General features: G+C 42.1%; 18 protein-coding genes and 1 pseudogene. 10 read left to right on the top strand and 9 right to left on the bottom strand.

Going from position 1 to position 19,212, the window contains the following annotated elements; translation table 11 throughout:
• Positions 1 to 119 precede the first annotated feature (119 nt).
• A complete protein-coding gene (locus QWZ01_RS18390; RefSeq protein WP_290325831.1) occupies positions 120 to 2,501 on the top strand; it encodes a TonB-dependent receptor in 2,382 nt (793 codons plus the stop codon).
• 9 nt (positions 2,502 to 2,510) lie between these two features.
• Positions 2,511 to 3,668 (top strand): PepSY-associated TM helix domain-containing protein, encoded by a 1,158-nt coding sequence (locus QWZ01_RS18385; RefSeq protein WP_290325829.1) that lies wholly within the window; start codon positions 2,511 to 2,513, stop codon positions 3,666 to 3,668.
• 346 nt (positions 3,669 to 4,014) lie between these two features.
• On the opposite strand, the gene QWZ01_RS18380 is transcribed toward QWZ01_RS18385, so the two are convergent.
• Genes QWZ01_RS18380 through QWZ01_RS18360 form a run of 5 tightly spaced genes read right to left on the bottom strand, consistent with a single transcriptional unit; the run spans position 4,015 to position 8,943 of the window.
• Positions 4,015 to 5,037 (bottom strand): asparaginase, encoded by a 1,023-nt coding sequence (locus tag QWZ01_RS18380; protein WP_290325827.1) that lies wholly within the window; start codon positions 5,035 to 5,037, stop codon positions 4,015 to 4,017.
• A 40-nt stretch (positions 5,038 to 5,077) separates the two neighbouring features.
• Positions 5,078 to 5,845, bottom strand: coding sequence for a TatD family hydrolase (locus QWZ01_RS18375; protein ID WP_290325825.1), 768 nt, complete (start codon positions 5,843 to 5,845; stop codon positions 5,078 to 5,080).
• Between the two features lie 48 nt (positions 5,846 to 5,893).
• Positions 5,894 to 6,895 (bottom strand): FKBP-type peptidyl-prolyl cis-trans isomerase, encoded by a 1,002-nt coding sequence (locus tag QWZ01_RS18370; protein WP_290325823.1) that lies wholly within the window; start codon positions 6,893 to 6,895, stop codon positions 5,894 to 5,896.
• A 60-nt stretch (positions 6,896 to 6,955) separates the two neighbouring features.
• Positions 6,956 to 7,918: an FKBP-type peptidyl-prolyl cis-trans isomerase gene (locus QWZ01_RS18365; protein WP_290325821.1), complete on the bottom strand. Its 963-nt coding sequence runs from the start codon at positions 7,916 to 7,918 to the stop codon at positions 6,956 to 6,958.
• 14 nt (positions 7,919 to 7,932) lie between these two features.
• On the bottom strand, positions 7,933 to 8,943 hold the full coding sequence (locus QWZ01_RS18360) for a DHH family phosphoesterase (RefSeq protein ID WP_290325819.1): 1,011 nt from the start codon (positions 8,941 to 8,943) through the stop codon (positions 7,933 to 7,935).
• A gap of 122 nt (positions 8,944 to 9,065) precedes the next feature.
• Here QWZ01_RS18360 and QWZ01_RS18355 point away from each other — a divergent pair, with 122 nt between their 5' ends.
• Entirely contained in the window at positions 9,066 to 9,485 is a 420-nt protein-coding gene (locus QWZ01_RS18355) for a nucleoside-diphosphate kinase (protein WP_290325817.1), read from the top strand.
• Positions 9,486 to 9,581: 96 nt separating this feature from the next.
• Here the strand turns inward: QWZ01_RS18355 and QWZ01_RS18350 are convergent, their stop codons facing one another.
• Positions 9,582 to 9,872, bottom strand: coding sequence for a DciA family protein (locus QWZ01_RS18350; RefSeq protein WP_290325815.1), 291 nt, complete (start codon positions 9,870 to 9,872; stop codon positions 9,582 to 9,584).
• Positions 9,865 to 10,965: a DNA replication/repair protein RecF gene (gene recF, locus QWZ01_RS18345; protein ID WP_290325814.1), complete on the bottom strand. Its 1,101-nt coding sequence runs from the start codon at positions 10,963 to 10,965 to the stop codon at positions 9,865 to 9,867. The genes QWZ01_RS18350 and recF overlap by 8 nt, the downstream gene beginning before the upstream one ends.
• A 277-nt stretch (positions 10,966 to 11,242) precedes the next feature.
• Between recF and QWZ01_RS18340 the strand changes: the two genes are divergently transcribed.
• The 6 genes from QWZ01_RS18340 to QWZ01_RS18315 all read left to right on the top strand — a co-directional run bounded on the left by QWZ01_RS18340 (position 11,243) and on the right by QWZ01_RS18315 (position 15,773).
• Positions 11,243 to 11,920, top strand: a complete 678-nt coding sequence (locus QWZ01_RS18340) for a tetratricopeptide repeat protein (RefSeq protein ID WP_290325813.1) — start codon at positions 11,243 to 11,245, stop codon at positions 11,918 to 11,920.
• A 223-nt stretch (positions 11,921 to 12,143) separates the two neighbouring features.
• On the top strand, positions 12,144 to 12,638 hold the full coding sequence (ribH, locus tag QWZ01_RS18335; RefSeq protein WP_290325811.1) for a 6,7-dimethyl-8-ribityllumazine synthase: 495 nt from the start codon (positions 12,144 to 12,146) through the stop codon (positions 12,636 to 12,638).
• A gap of 236 nt (positions 12,639 to 12,874) precedes the next feature.
• Positions 12,875 to 13,204, top strand: coding sequence for a bacillithiol system redox-active protein YtxJ (ytxJ, locus tag QWZ01_RS18330; protein WP_290325809.1), 330 nt, complete (start codon positions 12,875 to 12,877; stop codon positions 13,202 to 13,204).
• A 274-nt stretch (positions 13,205 to 13,478) separates the two neighbouring features.
• The gene (gene lipA / locus QWZ01_RS18325) at positions 13,479 to 14,363 is read left to right on the top strand and encodes a lipoyl synthase (protein ID WP_290325807.1); all 885 of its coding nucleotides are present in this window, start codon (positions 13,479 to 13,481) and stop codon (positions 14,361 to 14,363) included.
• Between the two features lie 32 nt (positions 14,364 to 14,395).
• Positions 14,396 to 14,947 carry an RNA polymerase sigma factor gene (locus tag QWZ01_RS18320; protein ID WP_290325806.1) on the top strand — a complete coding sequence of 184 codons (552 nt, stop codon included), beginning with the start codon at positions 14,396 to 14,398 and terminating at the stop codon, positions 14,945 to 14,947.
• A 4-nt stretch (positions 14,948 to 14,951) separates the two neighbouring features.
• Entirely contained in the window at positions 14,952 to 15,773 is an 822-nt protein-coding gene (locus tag QWZ01_RS18315; protein ID WP_290325805.1) for an anti-sigma factor, read from the top strand.
• 349 nt (positions 15,774 to 16,122) lie between these two features.
• Here QWZ01_RS18315 and QWZ01_RS18310 read toward each other — a convergent pair whose 3' ends face one another.
• Both QWZ01_RS18310 and QWZ01_RS18305 read right to left on the bottom strand, forming a co-directional pair.
• A complete protein-coding gene (locus tag QWZ01_RS18310; protein ID WP_290325803.1) occupies positions 16,123 to 17,628 on the bottom strand; it encodes an NAD(P)H-hydrate dehydratase in 1,506 nt (501 codons plus the stop codon).
• 44 nt (positions 17,629 to 17,672) lie between these two features.
• Complete coding sequence (locus QWZ01_RS18305; protein ID WP_290325800.1) at positions 17,673 to 18,866, bottom strand: anhydro-N-acetylmuramic acid kinase; 1,194 nt, start codon at positions 18,864 to 18,866, stop codon at positions 17,673 to 17,675.
• A 241-nt stretch (positions 18,867 to 19,107) separates the two neighbouring features.
• On the opposite strand from QWZ01_RS18305, the pseudogene QWZ01_RS18300 reads away from it, so the two are divergent.
• A pseudogene (locus QWZ01_RS18300) lies at positions 19,108 to 19,212 on the top strand (glucosamine-6-phosphate deaminase); the annotation flags it as partial.

Below are 19,212 nucleotides of genomic sequence, written 5' to 3'. Positions count from 1 at the left end.
TTATTTAGAATTAGTATAGATAATTTGGATTGTAAGGCAATCTGTCTTACTTTTGGCCATTGTTTATAATTAGTCTAAATAAAATGCACCAACCCCAACTTAATTTTTACAAAATATTTTTGCTTTCAATTTTAACCATTACACTTCTTTTCGGCTCGCTGAACCTAAGTGCCCAACAGGTTAAAGGTATTATTAAAGGGCATGTAGTAATTCAGGGCGATGGCCCTGCCGAAAACGTTTCGGTTACATTAAAAGATACCAAATACGGAACTGTTACCGATGAAAACGGTGATTTCATACTTAGAGCTCCTGAAGGTAAATATACAATAGTAATATCCCAGATTGGCAGTAAACGCCAGGAAACACTGGTTGAAGTATCTGCCGGACAAACACTTACTTTACCTCAGTTTACTGTAAATAATGCTACCAATAACTTGCAGGAAGTAAGCGTAAGCGGAAAAAAGGTAAACAAGTTTCAGGCCAAAAGGAGTGTAGATGTGGCTAAAATGCCGCTAAGCAATCTTGAAAATGCTCAGGTTTACACTACCATCACTAATCAACTATTACAGGAACAACAGGTTTTTTCTGTTGATGATGCTTTAAGGAATGCTCCCGGCATACAAAAAATGTGGGAAGCTACAGGCAGAGGTGGCGATGGCGGGGCTTATTATAACTCACGTGGTTTTATTGTTCAAAGCCAGCTCAGAAATGGTATTGCAGGTAATGTAACTTCAACTATTGATGCAATAAACCTGGATAGGATTGAAGTTATTAAAGGCCCTTCAGCTACATTGTTCGGAAGTACTTTAACTTCATATGGTGGTTTAATTAACCGCGTAACCAAAAAGCCTTATGAATCATTTGGAGGTGAAGTTACCTTTGCCGATGGTAATTACGATTTTCACCGTGTTGCACTTGATATAAATACTCCGTTAGATGCTAAAAATAAAGTGCTGTTCCGTTTAAATACAGCGTTTAACAATGATGGCAGCTTTCAAAACACCGGCTTTAACAGAAATTGGTCAATAGCGCCAAGCCTGTTATACAAAGCTACAGACAGGTTAACCATTTCGTTTGATGCCGAGTTATTCTACGGCAAAAATATTGGCAAGTCGATATTCTTTTTCCCTTTCGGGCAAACCATTGCTGCTTTAGGACATAACCGTGCTGATGAACTTAACCTTGATTATAAGCAAAGCTATACCGGAAATGATTTAACCCAAACGTCAAGAACTGCCAACTTTTTTGGCCAGGTAAAATATAAAATATCTGATGCCTGGACATCAAGCACAAACTTTAGCGCGAGCCATAGCTACTCAAACGGATTTGGCCCTTACTTTTATTTACTGGCAGGCGATTCAATTTCCCGTAACGATCAATCAACCCGTAACAGTACAGATGATATGATCGAGATACAGCAAAACTTTAACGGCGATTTTAAGATAGGAAAATTCAGGAACCGCTTTGTTGGAGGCTTGGATTTTTACAGGGAAAACTCAAACCAGTTTTTCTTTGGCAGCACGCTTGATGCGGTTTCTACCGTAGGTAACCATGACTATTCAGGTTTTAATAAATCTGCTATGGAAGCTTTATATGCTGGAGGTAAATATGATTTTACCTATCCATCTATCTACAAAATAAATACTTACAGTGCCTATATTTCTGATGTGTTTAATATAACAGATCAGTTAATGGCTTCTGCAGCCTTACGTGTAGATCGTTTTGATAATAAAGGTAATTACAGCCCGGATACTAAAACTACTTCAGGAGGGTTTAAGCAAACCGCGTTTGCGCCAAAATTTGGATTAATCTACCAACCAATAAAGGATCATGTTTCTATCTTTGCCAACTATCAAAATGGCTTTAATAACCAAACAGGTACAACAGTTGATAACAAGCCACTAAAACCTGAGCAAGCCAACCAGATAGAGGGCGGTGTTAAGGTTGATTTATTTGAAGGTAAATTAAGCAGTACCCTAAGCTATTACGATATTAAGGTGAAAGACATTGTGCGCCCTTCAGATGTGCCAAACTTGTCTGTACAGGACGGTACACAATTTAGCCGTGGTATTGAAGCCGAAGTTATAGCCAACCCAATAGTAGGTTTAAATATAGTGGCAGGTTTTTCGTATAACAATTCAAAATTAGAGAAAACAGCTGATGCCTCTGTTGAAGGCCTACGTCCGTCAACTGCAGGTTCACCATATCAGGCTAACTTCTGGGCAAGCTACCGTATTTCAAAAGGTGCTGTAAAAGGTCTTGGATTTGGATTTGGCGGTAATTATGCCAGCGACAATAAAGTTGTGAACAGTAAAACAATAGGTGTATTTACCTTACCATCTTACACGGTGTTAAATTCTTCGGTATTTTACGATGTAAGCCGTTACCGTGTTGGGTTTAAATTGGATAACCTTACTAATGAAAAATACTGGATAGGTTACACCACCGTTAATCCACAAAGATTAAGAAGTTACGCACTTAGCTTTACCTACAAATTTTAAAACATAAACATGACCTTTAAAAAGATCATACTGTTTTGTCATCGCTGGCTCGGATTTATATCCGGGCTGGTGGTGTTTATAGTGAGTATTACCGGCTGCTTGTTCTGTTTTCAGGATGATATACAGGATGCCATGCAAAAGTATCGCCATGTGGAGGTGCAGTATAAACCTTACCTGCCGCCATCTGTATTAAAAGCCGAAGCGCTTAAAGGCCATAAAGGTGCTACTGCCACCTATATGTACTATTACGGGGTAGACAGGCCCGCAGGCGTACTTGTTAATTTGCCCAAAGATGGTATGCTTTATGTGTACCTGAACCCCTACACCGGGCAGGTTACTCATACAGAAAACCCGATGAAAAACTTTTTTATCATTGTGGAGTACATACACCTGTATCTGCTATTACCTGCCAAAGTGGGTAGCCTGGTGGTAGGTATATCGGTCATCATATTTATGGTGATCATGATCACCGGGCTCATATTATGGTGGCCCAAACGCAAAAGCGACCGCAAACGCAGTTTCAATATAAAATGGAATGGCCGCTGGCGCCGGGTTAATTATGACCTGCACAATGTATTGGGTTTCTACGCTACTTCTATAGCCATCATATTATCTATAACAGGTTTATCTATGGTGTTTGATTCTGTGCGTGAAGGTATTTACACTACCGCCAACCTGGGCAAGGCATATCCCTCAGAAAAAGAGATACTGAAATCAGATTCGTTGTTAAAAGGGAAGATTGAAAATAAAACGGTTGTTGACAGGGCTTTTACCATAGCCCAAGCCCGCTCACCTAAGGCCGAAATGTTTTTTATTAATGATGATGCTTCGGCTGCCGGTGTGATAGGTATCAGTGCCTATGCGCAAGCCCTGCATTTTTATAATAGCGACGAGTACATTTTTGAAAAATATACCGGCAAGCTGTTAAAGCAAACCCCGCAAGCTAAGAAAAGTCCCGGCCTCAAGATGAACGAGATGAACTACGATTTGCACGTAGGGCAAATAGGGGGGATAACCACCAAAATAATCGCCTTTCTGGCCAGTTTAATTTGTGCCTCGCTGCCCATAACCGGATTTATCATTTGGCTGGGTAAACGCAAAAAGACCAAAACAAAAACCGTCAGGAATGTTACGCACCGCAGGGTGCAACGGCAACATCAGGCGTAGGTAATAATGATATGTAGTTGCAAGATGTGATGTGCTGATCTTGTGCCAACGAATTAAAAAAGATTGTCATTTCGACGAGGAACGAGGAGAAATCTTATATGAGCAGTCGATCCGCCTGCATGTTGTATAAGATTTCTCTTTCGCGCCACTCACATTTCCACCCATGCTCTATCGAAATGACAATCTTTCTCAACGTGCTTTGTTTGTAACGAGTGCTTAGAAGGGATTAACGGATTAAGCACTCGTTATTTATAAGTGGTGATGCAATTGCAGCCTCAAATTAGGTGCCCGTTAAAACGAGCGCAATAAAAAAAGACACATGCAATGTGTCTTTTTTTTGTGTGTATTACGATACCGTGATCTCGCCGCGCAGGTCAAGCTCCATGTAGTGCTTCACCTGTGCCGGATCATCAAACATACCCAGCAGGTACATCATTTTGGTTACGGCTGATTCAAAGGTCATATCATAGCCATTGGCTACCCCTATATCCTTCAGCTGGCGGCTGGTTTCATAGCGGCCCAGTTCAACGGTTCCTACCTTACACTGCGAAATATCAACTACAACCTTACCACTGTCTATAGCGCCTTTAAGCAGGTCAATAAACCAGCTGTCGGTAGTAGTATTGCCCGCGCCAAATGTTTCCATCACAATGCCGCGAACATCAGAGTTTAAAATAGTTTCAACCACTTTGGTGCCAATGCCCGGGTAAAGTTTAAGTACGGCCACATCGCTCACCAGGTTATTATGGATAATGAGTTCGCTATTTTCCTGCGGATGCCTGATGTCATTCGCACTGAAGCGCAGGTGTACGCCAGACTCGGCCAGTATCGGGTAGTTTGGCGACCGGAAAGCCTCAAATTTTGATGAATTATATTTAAATGCCCGGTTACCGCGAAACAGTTTATAATCAAAGTAAATACAAACTTCGGGAACACGTGCGCGGTCGGCTTTTTTTGATTTGGCAATTTCAATGGCCGTCATCAGGTTTTCCTTGGCATCGGTACGTATAGCGCTTATAGGCAGCTGCGAACCAGTGAATATTACCGGCTTGCCCAGGTTTTCGAGCATAAAGCTCAGGGCCGATGCGGTATAGGCCATGGTATCTGAACCGTGCAATATCACGAAACCATCATTATCATGATAGTTTGATTGAATAAGGCCAGCCAGTTGGCTCCAGATAACCGGGTTCATGTTTGATGAATCAATGATCTCCTCAAAAGAGTGTACCTTAATTCGGCAATTAAGTTTCTCCAGTTCAGGAACATTGTCCATTATTTGCTCAAAGTTGATAGGTTTAAGCACTTTAGTCACGGGATCGGTCATCATCCCAATTGTACCCCCGGTATAGATGATCAGTATCTGGCTCATGAAATAAGATGTATGCTGTATAAATTCATTAAAACAAGTATTATATGCCAAACACCTTTATGGAGTTTTCAGTGGTAATACTGGCCACTGTTTCCACAGTTGTTTGATGCAGCTCCGCTACTTTTTGTGCAATGTAGATCAGGTATGAACTTTCATTAGGCTTACCGCGGAACGGAACGGGCGTAAGGTACGGAGAATCTGTTTCTAAAACTATATGCTTCAGGTCAATTTCGGCCACAACTTTATCCAGGCCTGAGTTTTTATAGGTTACCACACCGCCAATGCCCAGGTAAAAGCCAAGCCCGGTTATTTTATGGGCCTGCTCCACTGTGCCGGTAAAGCAATGGAAAATACCACGCAGGTTTTCGTCCTGTTCTTGTTGCAGTACTTCGTATACCTCGTTAAAGGCATCGCGGCAGTGGATCACGATGGGGAGTTTAAGACTTTTGGCCCAGTTGATCTGCTGGCGAAAGGCATCTATCTGCTCTTTTAAAAAAGTTTTGTCCCAATACAGGTCAATACCGATTTCGCCGATGGCGTAAATTTTATTTTGCTGGTGCGCATCGCGTATGCTGTTAAGTTCCTGCTGCCAGTTTTCCTTTACCGAACAGGGGTGCAGGCCCAGCATGGCAAAGCATTGCTCAGGATAGGCGCGCACCAGATCAAACATCAGCGATACCGATGCTATATCTACATTAGGTAAAAACAAACGGTTTATATTGTTGCTGAGGCAGCGCTCCATAAAGGCAGCACGTTTATGGGCAATGGTTTCGTAATATTGATGTGTATGCGTGTCGGTTAATACCATGGTGCAAAAATAAAAAAGCCTTCTGTTTTTTGGCAGAAGGCTGGTAGGCTAATTTGTCTTTTTACTTGGTAGTGGTTTTTTGTACACCCGTTTTTTGGCCGGGTTCATGATGCCGGTTTTAGGCGCAACCGCATGTTTGCCCGGTTTTACCTTAACAAGTTCCACGTCAAATAGTAATGTGCTGTACGGAGCTATATCTTCACCTGCACCCCTGTCGCCATAAGCTAATGATGATGGGACGATCAGTGTGGCCTTTGAGCCTTCGTTAAGCAATAATAAACCTTCGTCCCAGCCCGGTATTACCTGACCCTGGCCAAGCACAACGCTTATAGGCTCGTATTTACGGCCCGGCTGATCTAAGCCCGCGCCTTTAGCTTCAGTTTCAACGCTGGAGTCAAAAACTTTACCACTTAGCGTACGGCCGGTGTAGTTTACCAGCACGGTATCACCCGCCAATGGCTTACGTTTTACTGATGGACGGGTAACCATATATTTTAAACCCGACGCTGTTGTTACCGGCGTTAATTTGTGCGAAGTGATGTAGCTGCCGGCTGAAGCGGCTTCTGCATCCTTTAGTTTCTGTCCTTCGGCCTTTTTTTCGGCTATGGCATCATTTAATGATTGTACCTTTTCAATTTTCAGGATAAAGGTTAAATAGCTGCCTTTAGGAAAAAACGGGGGGCGTGATTCTTCATGGCCTTTAAAAACAGAGTCGGTTGGTACTTTAACCAGGGCGCTGTCTTTAACAGTTAATAATGGGAATACATCCATCAGGTCGCCAACGTTTTGTGATGGCTGTATTTGTGCCTGTACCGGTTTGCCCGCTTTATAAGTGCTGTACAGGATAGAGTCTTTATCGGTTTTTTGAATAAAGTTGAAGGTGATCACATCATTCAGCTTTATTTTTTCGCCCGTGTTGTTGGTAAACAACTGATAAAATGCCCCTTTACCGGTAGGCTGCATATTAGGCCTTGGGGTTGGTGCCTGCGCATAAGCGCCCAGTGTAAGCAGGCTTAATGCGGGTAACAGGATATAAATTGCTTTTTTCATCGGTAAACAATAAAAAGCCTTTTTGCCCGCGGGCAAAAAGGCTTTAGTGAATATTTTTAATTACTTGGTTACCGGTGGTGGTAATCGAACAATAGGTTTTGAAGTATTTGGATTAGGGTGAACAACGTTTACCATCTCCATTTCAAACACAAGCGGAGTGTAAGGTGCGATTGGGCCTATTCCCTGATCTTTATAAGCAATATCAGATGGAATAATGAATATGGCTTTTGCGCCTTTGTTCAGCAATTGTAAGCCTTCGTCCCAGCCAGCTATAACTTTAGCTTCGCCAACAGGGATACGGATAGGAGCAAACTGACGCATTGGATCCATAGGGATCTTTGCTTTTTGTGCTTCTTCTTTAATGCTGGTATCAAATACTTTACCGTTAACCATTTTACCGGTATAGTTTACAACAGCGGTATCATGCGGAGCCGGTTTTTCGCCGGTGCCAGGGTTGGTAATTACGTATAATAAACCTGATGCTGTTTTTTCAAGTTTCAGGTGGTTGTCGTCAATATATTTTTTGATCTTGGCTGGCTCCTGAGCTTTAAGACCATCCATCTGACCTTTCAGGTAATCGGTAACGCGGCCACGGAAAACCTGGTCATTCAGGTTACCTTTAGCAATAACTTTTTCAATTTTAACCTGGAATACTAAGTATTTGCTTTTGAAGCCCGGAGGACGTTGCTGACCACCTTTAAATATCGAATCGGCAGATATTTTGAAGGTAGCGCTATCGCCTTCGCCCAATAAACCAATACCGGCAACAACATCGCCTTTGGCTTGTGGTTTAGGCATTGCAAGTCTGTTGGGCTGACCGCTTTCATAAGTGCTGTTTAATACAGAGTCGCCGTCGGTTTTAACTACCATGTTCAGGCTCACAAAATCGCCTTCTTTAATTTTCGCTCCACCTTTTGAAGTGTGGATGTTATAAAGCAAGCCGCCTTCGCCTTGTTTAAACCCACCGTTGCAACTTGCTAAACCTATAGCCGCAAGAGACAAGAACATTAATTTTCTTTTCATTTTTACTGTTTTACTTACTGTATTAATAGTTTTTTATATTCGGGTAAGATTAATTTAAATTGATTTACCGCCTGTTCAAGGTTACCGTTTGAGTACCCTCCGGCCGCGTTGCGATGACCGCCGCCGTTGAAATATTTTTTACAGATCTCATTGGCCGGAAACTCACCTTTTGAACGCAGGGAAAGCTTTACCTTATCGCGGCGCTCAACTATGAACGCTGCAAGGCGTATGCTGGCCATTGACAGGGCGTAGTTCACTATGCCTTCGGTATCGCCGGTATTAACATCAAACTTTTCCAGATCTTCTTTGCTCACTGATATTATAGCGGTATTGTACTCCGGCAAAACCTCCAAACAATTGGCCAGGCAATGTCCCAGGAATCTTAAACGACTTTCAGACGCACTATTGTATACCAGTTCGTGTATTCGCCAGTTAACAGCGCCCGCGTCAATCAGGTCGGCTACTATGCGGTGTACTGTTGAAGAGGTATTTGGCAGCCTGAACGAAGCCGAATCGGTCATGATGCCGGTATACAGGCAGGTTGCCACATCCTTATTAACTAATTCGGGATGGTGCAGCTGATTAACAATAAAATCATAAACAAGCTGGGCCGCGGCGCAGGCATTGATGTTCCAGTGGCGGTAATCATCAAAATCTTCAGGCTCCAGGTGATGATCTATCATGATTTTGTAGGCGCTGCTTTGGCCCACCAGTTCGCCCATCTCGTTGATGCGGCTAAGGGCGTTAAAATCAAGGCAGAATATCAGGTGTGCTTCGGCAATTAAGGTTGCCGATAGCTCCGGTTGCTCGGTATAAATAATAACCTCCTCGTTGCCAGGCATCCAGCTTAAAAAATCGGGATAATCTGTAGGGGTAATTACTTTGGCATGATGCCCCTGTTGTATCAGGTAATTATACAAACCCAATGACGAACCCATAGCATCACCATCAGGTTTATGATGGGTAGTGATCACTATTTTTTGAGGTTGTTCTAAAAGGTGTGTAAGCGCAGCTAAATCTAACATCAATTTTAAAAAAGAGTTGCAAAGCTAAATAAATAAATTAAATACAAACCATCTAATTTAATTCAAAAAGCTTTATGTTACAGATGTAAAACCCTATTTTTGCGCCAATTTTAAGAAAGAGTATGAAAACTAACAGAACTTTTACCATGATTAAGCCTGATGCTGTTGCAAACGGGCATATTGGTGCAATTATAGACAAGATTACCAAGAGCGGATTCAAGATCATCGCCCTAAAATATACTTCATTGAGCCCTGAAAAAGCAGGTCAGTTTTATGAGGTACACAAAGAGCGTCCTTTTTACAAGGACCTGGTTGGCTTTATGTCATCAGGCCCTATTGTTGCCGCTATTTTGGAAAAAGATAACGCTATTGAAGATTTCCGTAAACTGATTGGTGCAACTGATCCGGCTAAGGCTGATGAAGGTACTATCCGTCAAATGTTTGCCAAATCAATTGAAGCAAACGCAGTTCACGGTTCAGATTCTGACGAAAACGCTGAGATTGAAGGAAACTTCTTCTTTTCGGCTTTTGAAAAGTTTTAATTGATCAACCTATAAGCAGGTGTAACTGATGTTGCATCTGCTTATAGGTTATTATATTGAATTGTTTGGCGGGATATCTGCTTTCCCCGTTTTTCTTTAAAGAAAAATAACTTCCTCCACCAGTATACTATTGGCTTTCTCGTTTATCTTATCTATGATCTGATTGCGCATCATCATCAGCTCGTTTTTTATTACCGATGATTCTATACGCAAAAACAGCTTTTTATCACGGATAAATAATTCCTTGGTACGGTTGGCAACAGGCTTGCCTACCAGCTCGGGCCAGGCTGTTACCACGGCGGTTTCGTCAAAGCGGCGTTTAATTTTATAAACGTTCAGCATTTGCTCAATAGCTTCCTTCAACGATTTGTCATTTGCTTTACGCATCAATTGCCCCTCCTGTCACTTTAAATAATTTTACCGGCACGTTTATTTTATTAAAGATATCGCTGACACGGTTCATACTGGTATCAGTAATAAACACTTGCCCGAAATCATTATTTGATACCATTTTCATGAGTTTGGTAACACGCTCATCGTCAAGCTTGTCAAAAATATCATCAAGCAGCAGTAGCGGTTTGAAGCCTTTTTGCTGATATAAAAAACTATACTGCGCCAGCTTCAGCGCAATTAAAAATGATTTTTGCTGCCCCTGCGATCCAAATTTTTTCATGGACATGCCATGTATATTAAATTGCAGATCATCCTTATGTATACCCGCAGTGGTACGCTCCAGCGCCCTGTCGCGCTCAACAGTCTTTTTTAGCAGGGCTGCAAAATCATCATTCAGTAATTGCGATTCATAAGCCAGTTCAACCTGCTCGGCACCATCGCTTAAAAAGCTGTAATGTTTATTAAAGATGGCCGTAAAAGTTTCCATAAAAGCCTTTCGCCGCTCAAATATCTTATTACCCGAATTGGTAAGCTGTTCGTCAAGTACCTCCAGCAGGCTGGGGTCGTAACGCCCGGTATCGGCAATAAGTTTCAGCAGCGCGTTACGGTTGGTTAGTACCTTATTATAAGTAATAAGCTCATCGAGGTAATAATTATCGGTTTGCGATATTACATTATCAATAAACTTACGGCGCTCCTCGCTGCCTTCGGTAATAATACTGGTATCATAAGGCGATATCATCACGAGAGGCAGCAGGCCAATATGATCGGCCAGGCGCTGATAGTCCTTTTTATTGCGCTTGAATTGCTTTTTTTGGTTACGCTTAACAGAACAAGCCACAGCTTCGGGCTGATCGTTCTTATTAAAAACGCCGGTAACGATAAAAAAATCGGTTCCCTGTTTTATCTGCTGGCTATCTATCGGGTTAAAATAACTTTTACATAACGACAGGTAGTGAATAGCATCCAGTAAATTGGTTTTGCCAGCCCCATTATTACCGGCAAAGGCATTCACCCCCTCACTGAAGACAAGTTCGGCCTCTTCGTAATTTTTAAAGTTGATGACTGACAGCTGTTGCAAATACATAATGGGAGGGCAAATTTAATCATTTTAGATGGTTGGTGAGGTGTTTGGTTCAGGATTAAAAAACATTTTTTGATTTGCGGTTTTTTATCTGAACAGGCAATGAGGGACGATGGAAGTAGACGATTTATAGGCTCAAAATGGCACCAATTGCAGGTATCAAACCCAATAAACTACGGCATAAACACACAAAGAAACCATAATGCAATTATTTAATTTAAAAGGTATTGCCAGAAATTATGAAAACCGTAACTTTGCAAACTTTAATTTTGTAACAACAATGTCAAAAATCCAGGCGAATACCAAAGTTGCAGCACCAGAAACCAATTTAGGGCAAAGCGGCAACTTCGTGCGCGAGAATCAAAAAAGCCTATTGTTTATAGGTGGGGCCATTATTGCTCTTATTGCTATTTATCTGTTGTATCTGAAACTTTATTTAGGTCCGCGCGAGGTAACTGCTGCTGATCAAATGCACGTTGCACAGGATTTTTGGGCTAAAAAAGATTGGGATAAAGCTATTAAAGGCGATGCCAGCTACCCTGGTTTTGAAAAGATCATTAGCGAATACAGCAATACCAAAGCTGCTAACCTGGCTTACTTTTATTTAGGTACCGCTTATTTAAACAAAGGCGAATACAGCAAAGCAATTGATAACCTGAACAACTACCGCGGTGATGACGCAATGGTAGCTCCGGAAGCTTTTGGTGCTATGGGCGATGCGTATGTTGAGTTGAAAGACTATGACAAGGCCGCTACCAACTTTAACAAGGCTATTGATAAAGCACACAATAAATTTTTATCGCCGCTTTATTTGAAAAAATTAGGCCTGGTTTACGAAGAACAAAAAGATAACAAAGCTGCAAGCGAAACATACAAAAGGATAAAATCAGAATATCCGGAAAGCGCCGAAGCACAAAATATTGACGAGTACATAGCTCGCGCCGAAGCAAAACAATAATCCAGATTTCGGATTTGGGATGTTCGATTTCGGATTTATTGACTTACAGAGCCATTAAATCCAGAATCGGACATTTTTTGTTTAAACAGGATCAGAATCCCAAATTAAACAAATCCCAAATCGAACATCCCAAATCCGAAATCAAAATAAACCCCAAATCGAACATCCCAAATCCGAAATCAAAATAAACCCCAAATCGAACATCCCAAATCCGAAATCAAAAATGGCTACTCATCTTAAAAACCTATCTGATTTTTCAAATACCGAAATACCATCAGCGGCACCTTATAAATTTGGTATAGCCGTGGCCGAGTGGAACGCGGAAATTACTAATGCCTTATATCAGGGTGCTTACCAAAGCCTGGTAAACAATGGTGCCCTGCCCGAAAATATTTTTACTTACCCTGTGCCCGGAAGCTTTGAGCTAACCTCAGGGGCCGACCTATTGCTTAAAACAGGTAACCTGGATGCCGTTATTTGCCTGGGCTGCGTAATACAAGGCGAAACCCGCCATTTTGATTTTATTTGCAATGCAGTAGCAAATGGAGTAAGCAATGTTGCCATAAAATATTCAAAACCTGTTATATTTGGTGTATTGACCACTGATAACCAGCAGCAGGCTATTGACCGCGCAGGTGGTAAACACGGCAATAAAGGCGATGAGGCTGCTATTACGGCCATAAAAATGGCCAGCCTTGCCGAAACATTAAAAGGCTGATTAACGTAAAACTGTTTAGTTAAAAAACAATGAAAAAGTTTATTTACATAGCGCTTGTAGCTTTGGTGGTTGGCAGCATGATTTCTTCGTGCTCAAATAAATTATGTCCGGCTTATGGTTCATATCCTAAAAGCGGCCGTTAACAGAAAATTGTCATATTTTATTTTCATCTGAACCTGTAAGCAGTTTTTGTGTTATAATTACGTTATAACACTGTACACTATATAATTACATTTATGAATTGGATATCGTTGGAGTCGGCAGATCAATTAAACAGTATCAAACAACACCAGGGCTACAGCCTTATATTTAAACATAGTACCCGCTGTTCAATCAGCATGATGGCCAAAAAACGTTTTGAGCTTGACTGGGAAGATCTCCCTGAAGATATGCCTCTTTACTTTTTAGATTTGATTACTTATCGCGACCTGTCAAAACAGGTTGCAGAAATTTTCCAGGTTCACCACGAATCGCCGCAGTTATTGCTGATCAAAGACGGTGAGTGCGTACTTGACCAATCGCACGGACAAATCTCGGTTGACGAGGCCCTGTCTGTATTAAGCTAACATTTTCAGGAAATTTTATAAAAGAGACTATACCCGAGTTATTGCGGGGTATAGAGTAGGAGCCTTACCCAACCCTCTCCAGAGGAGAGGGCTTCAAAAGCTTTTTAAAGTCTCCCCCCTTGGGGGAGATTTAGAGGGGGCTCATGCCACGCAGTGATTACAATGAAAGTTTAATCTTGAATCTTGATTCTCCTTTCTCATTTCTTGTCTCTTTTTCGTAAAACTTGCCATGCAGCCCCTAAAGGGTTATTTGGTTTTTAACTACATTTGTACCATGATTGAATTATCGGTAGTTCCTGCTGTAAGCCAACAACCCCAACGTAAGCCAGATTGGCTTAGGGTTAAGCTTCCCATTGGAAAAGAGTACACTCACGTACGTAGTTTGGTTGATGAGCATAAACTGCACACTATTTGCGAAAGTGGTAATTGCCCGAACATGGGCGAGTGCTGGGGAGCCGGCACAGCTACTTTCATGATATTGGGTAATATTTGTACCCGCTCCTGCTCGTTTTGCGCTGTAGCAACCGGCAGGCCATTAGCTGTTGATGTTGATGAGCCTAACCGTGTGGCCACATCAGTAAAACTGATGCAGGTAAAACACTGTGTTATAACCTCGGTTGATCGTGACGACCTGAAAGATGGCGGATCTATCATATGGGCCGAAACTATTAACGCTATACGCCGCGAAAGCCCAGATACTACACTGGAAACCCTGCTGCCCGATTTCAGAGGTAACTGGGATAACCTGGCCCGCGTTCTGGAAACCCGGCCCGAAGTAGTATCACATAACCTGGAAACCGTACGCCGCCTTACCAAAGAGGTACGTATACAAGCTAAATATGATCGTAGTTTAGAGGCGCTGAAACACGTTTCAGCGGCAGGTTTGCGCACTAAATCGGGCATTATGCTTGGCCTGGGCGAAACCGAGGACGATATATTAGAAGCTATGGACGATCTGCTTGCTGCAGGTGTTCATATATTAACTTTAGGCCAATACTTACAGCCAACACGCAACCACCATCCGGTAATTGACTGGATTCATCCAGATCAATTTGCAAGATTAAAACAATTTGGATTAGATAAGGGTTTTAGATACGTAGAGAGCGGACCTCTGGTGCGTTCATCTTATCATGCAGAAAAACATCTGTTTGATATATGATAATATGATAATTCCTTTATATATTCACATCGTTGAGTAAGAAACATAAAATATCGCTGACAGAAGAGCAACTGGTTCTTTCGCTTAGGAACCATGAAAAGGTTGCTATTGAGGCACTATATGATATGTATTCGGCTTCATTATATGGAGTTATTTCACGCATTGTTATTGATACTGCTATTGCCGAAGATGTTTTACAGGAAACCTTTGTAAAAATATGGCATTCATTTTCCAGTTACAGCACCGAAAAAGGTCGCCTGTTTACCTGGATGATCAATATTGCACGAAATCTTGCAATTGATAAAATCAGATCAAAAGATTTTAGGAACCAGAATAAAAACCAGGAGATTGAAAATAACGTAACTTCTATTGACGAACAGAATAGTACGATTTACAAACCTGAGTTGATGGGGGTAAAAGATTTGGTTCAGACCTTAAAGCCTGAGCAAAAATCAATTATCGATCTGGTATATTTCAAAGGTTACACGCATGTTGAAGCTGCTGATGAATTAGGAATTCCGCTTGGCACTATTAAAACGCGGTTAAGAATGGGTATACAGGAGCTCAGAAAACATTTTAATTGAAGTAGTGGAAGATATAAAAGCATATATTGAATCTGGCATTCTGGAACTTTACGTTCTGGGGGATGTTACCCCCGACGAGAGGTTGCAGGTTGAGGCCATGGCTTTAAAACATCCGGCTATAAAAGCAGAGCTGGATGCTATAGAGCGGTCAATGGAGCTTTATGCAAAAGAAAACGAGATTGAGCCTTCTGAAGAACTACGACACCGTGTATTAGGTAGCATCCTTACCAATTTTGGTGATGATAATAACTTTCCTCAAAAGGCGGTTCCGCATAAAACCAATGTGGTAAGCCTGCCGCCGCGTAAAGAGCCTAATTTTTATAAATATGCCTTTGCTGCCAGCCTTGCACTGTTGGTTGCCAGTGGTGTAGCACTCATTAGCGTTTATTCACGTTTGCAGCAATCAAACACACAACTAATAACCCTGCAATTACAAAATCAGCATTTTACCAACCGGGTAAACTTGTTGGATAGGGAAATAAGCGTTTTCCGTGATCCGTCATATAAACTGCTTAAATTAGAGGGTACAGCCAAAAATCCGGCTTTGGCCGTTACGGTAGCATTTAGTCCGGCCCGGAAAAAGGTGCTGATTGATATGCAAAACGTGAAGCTGCCTCAGAACGATAAAGATCACCAATACCAGCTTTGGGCATTGGTGGGTGGTAAACCTGTTGACCTGGGTGTTTTTGATGCCCCTGCAGATACCTCCCAAATGAAAGAAATGAAATCAATTGCCCGTGCCGATGCCTTTGCGGTAACACTTGAACCCAAAGGTGGCAGTATAAACCCTACCATGGATCAAATGGTGGTTTTAGGAAAATTCTAAAAAAATAGACTTCTTTTCAACACTTCTTAATATAATATTAATAACTGCTTTTGATATGCTATTGCGGGCATATTAATCTTTTGGTTAAACTGCTTGGTATTGATTGTTAAGCAATTACGTGAGTAAATTGCCTTTCATTTATTTATTTAACAGTTATTTAATAATAATCTCAATCAATTATTCGTTTTTTTGTAACTAATAGGATGTTTCGAGCGTCTTATAACCAGTTAGATTGAAAAAACCTGTTTTATATCATATAAATCTAACTCCCGAGTTTGAGTATTTAGTTCTTTATAAGATCAGTTAATAGTTAATCAAAACGGTTGTACGATACTTACAACCGTTTTTTTTATGCCATTAACTTGGCCATTGTAACAGCAAGCTGCGTCACAATTTTCCCCGGCAAAACTACATTCAAACGATTGGGAAGTGCAAGTTCATCACCCGCTTTACCATGGATATAAATACCGGCAAGACAGGCTTGTAAAGGCGAATATTTTTGAGCCAGTAAGGCAGCTATAATACCGGTAAGCACATCGCCCATACCGCCCGATGCCATAGCGGGGTTACCGGTAGAATTAAAATAAGCCTTTCCCTCAGGCGACAGGGTTATGGTATAATCATTTTTTAAAACGATATATATATTAAGCTTTTGTGCTTGTTTAAGTCCGGTTTGCAGCCTGTGCCACCAGCTTTTATGCTCGCCAAAAAGCCTGTCAAATTCCTTCATGTGAGGGGTGAGGATACTCCATTCGGGCAGTTGAGCTAACAGGTCGGGATGTTCGGCCAGTATGTTCAGGGTATCCGCGTCGGCAATAATTGGTTTCTTATAATTTTTAATAACGGCTGATAATAAAGCAACGCTATCCTCGCCCTTACCTAACCCGGGGCCAATGGCTACTGAGCTGAATCTGTCCCACTCAATCTCAGGAAGGCTATCTTCATTACGTACAATCGCCATAATTTCGGGCTGGTAACTGTTCAGGGCTGTAAGGCCACTTTCAGGTACACAAGCGGTTGTTAATCCAGCCCCGGCATGCGCGGCAGCCGATGCGCTGAGCAATGCCGCGCCCATGGTTTTGGCCTGCCCTGCAATAATAAGTGCATGGCCATAAGTACCCTTATTGCTAAAGCGATGCCTGGGTTTTAATACCTGTCGAATATCTTTCTCATCAATAAATTGATAGGGTGAGTTTAGTGATCGTGCAAATTTTTCGCTGATACCAATATTCACCGCCTCCCAGCAATCCAAATAAGGGGCCGATTCAGGTAGTAAAAAATTGATCTTGGCCTGTTGAAAAGTGATCACCAGATCGGCCTTTATAGCGATGGCATCGGGTAACACTTCTCCTTCCGAAAAAAAACCGGTAGGCACATCAACAGCTACTACGGTTTTTTTGAGTTGGTTAATATGTTTTACCAGTCGCTCATAATCGCTGTGGAGGGGCTTGTTCAGGCCGCTACCCAGCAGGGCATCAATGATGATATGACTATGATCATCTGGCAGGTCACCGCCTTTATTAATTTCAGTTACCGGGATGTCTGTTTGCTTTAACCGGTCGAGGTTAATGTTAAAATCATCAGTAGCCTTATCGCTGAAGTGGGCTATATATACATGCAGTTTTTTATAATCATGCTGATGAAGCAGGCGGGCAATGGCCAGCCCATCGCCGCCGTTATTGCCCGTGCCGCAATAAAAACTGATCGGTTTTCTCTTATCAGGAAAGTGATTGATGAACCAGCCAACAAAAGCCTTTGAGGCACGCTCCATCAGGTCAACAGAACTTATAGGTTCGTTGGCGATTGTATAAGCATCGCCCTCACGTATTTGGGCGGCAGTAAGTAATGGTTGCATATAATCCTAAAAGTAAGGAATTATAGGTTTTGTTTTACAATTGCTCAAACCGGGAAACTAAACTTTCCCATCAGTACCGCGGGGTTATCACCAATGGTTAAAGGCTCACCGCACAGGGCCTCATTACCCAACAGAGCAAACAGGATGGCCTCTTTGGCGTCAGGGTCAATCCCCAGGTCGCCGGTATCTGTGATCGGTGTTTCTGCAAAAGCCTGCTTCAGATGGTTCATCACAAAAGGGTTCCTGGCACCGCCGCCGCTCACAAATATGCTCAGGTTATCGGCAGTTATATTGGTTTTTAAAAAGTTGACGATGGAGGTGGCAGTGAATGCGCTTAGGGTGCACACAAGGTCATCATTGCTGATGTTCTGCGTTTCTGATCTCGATTGTGCCTGTTCTACATAGTGCAGACCAAACAGCTCCGGTCCGGTGGTTTTCGGGAGCTGCTCGGCAAAAAACGGGTGATCAAGTAAAGCATTGAGCAAAGCCTTGTTCACCTTACCCCGCTTAGCAATAGCCGAATCAAGATCATAAGCCATATCAAAATACTTGCGGCAGGCCGCATCAATCAGGGTATTTCCGGGGCCAATATCGGTGCATAAAATTTGAGTAGTATCGCCATTGCCAGGTAAGTAGGTTAGGTTGGCAATACCGCCAATGTTCAGGAGTATCCTGTTTTCGCCGGGTTTGCTGCCTAAAAGCACGTCGCCATATAAGGCTAAAGGAGCACCTTCGCCGCCTGCGGCAATGTGTTTCTGCCTGAAATCGCTAATGGTAATGATGTCCGTTTTTACCGCCAGATGATCGCCATCGCCAATTTGTAGAGTGGCATTAGGGAAATTTTGCAGCTGATGCAGACGCTTAGGGGCATGATAAATAGTTTGCCCGTGGCTTGCTATAAAATCAACAGTATTAGGTGTTATGTTCCAGTTTTCAAGGGCCTCTAAAACCAGTTCGCCGTGGTAATTACCTATAAAAGCGTTGAGCAGTGTAACCTGTTCAAGGCTGGCCGTTTTGCGGGCAAATACCTGCTGAACCTCATCCTTAAAACTTTGCGGGTAGGGGATAGTAACAAACTGTAACAGCTTGAATTTGGTTTGCAAACCGTTGCCGGTAAAGCTGCATAAAGCAATATCCAAGCCATCAAGCGATGTGCCCGACATAAGGCCAATGCCCGTTTTGGTAGGTTTTTGAGCAATATCAACCAGCTTTTGCAAATTTTTATTGAGAGATAACATGCGTTTAAATTACTATAAGTTGTTGGGTTTGCAAAGAGCCTCACCGTTTAGGTGGAGCTTTGATTAACTTAACTTTTACAGAGCCTCATCCCAACCCCTCTCCTTTGGAGAAGGGCTAAATAAACAAATGATCGTTTAAAGGTAAAAAGTACTCTCCTTTGGAGAGGATTTAGGTGAGGCTTTTTATAAATATCTGATATATTTGTTTTGAACAAGCTTACAAACCTATTAATCAATACACATGGCCCGATTAAATTTATTGGAAGAGACCCGGTACGAGAAGCTGCCGGTAAGCGTATACAGCACCCAGCAGGAAGCGTCATTAGCGGTAGCACAACGGATAGCG

The sequence above is a fragment of the Mucilaginibacter aquaedulcis genome (genome assembly GCF_030409325.1).
Classification (GTDB): Bacteria; Bacteroidota; Bacteroidia; order Sphingobacteriales; family Sphingobacteriaceae; genus Mucilaginibacter; species Mucilaginibacter aquaedulcis.
This window is presented reverse-complemented; position numbering and strand designations above follow the sequence as displayed.